This is a genomic window from Bradyrhizobium sp. Ses1 (genome assembly GCF_059512365.1).
This window is the reverse complement of record NZ_JCAMOQ010000227.1, coordinates 1-411: the sequence shown is the minus strand read 5'-3', so window position 1 is coordinate 411 and position 411 is coordinate 1. Positions and strand designations below refer to the sequence as shown.

Sequence of the window (411 nt, the reverse complement as noted above, 5' to 3'; positions counted from 1 at the left end):
GGTTTCGAGCTGGAAGAGGCTGAGGCGCCTGCCGTTGCCGAAATCTGTCGAAAGCTCGGAGGGCTGCCGCTCGCTATCGAGCTGGCTGCGAGTCGTGTTGAGGCCTTTGGTGTTCGACAATTGTCGTTGCTGCTAAGCAGTCAACTTAACCTCCTGAACTACGGTAAGCGTTCCGCGCGGCCACGACATCGAACGCTAACTTCTGCGCTTGACTGGAGTTACGAGTTTCTGCCCGAAGTCGAACGTGCACTGTTGCGCCGCCTGTCGGTCTTTCGCGGCGCCTTCACGTTGGAGTCTGCAAGCGCAGTGGCTTCGGTTGCAAATTCCGACGTGTCGAATGATCTGGCCAATTTGGTCGCGAAGTCGCTCGTGGCGGCAGACGTTGGTGGCGCTGTTGTGCAATATCGATTG

At 57.7% G+C, this 411-nt stretch carries 1 protein-coding gene; it reads left to right on the top strand.

Annotation, left to right across the window (positions count from 1 at the left end; all coding sequences use genetic code 11):
- The coding region (locus tag AC5ZG5_RS46475; protein WP_496165602.1) for a winged helix-turn-helix domain-containing protein at positions 1-411 on the top strand (411 nt) is incomplete at both ends.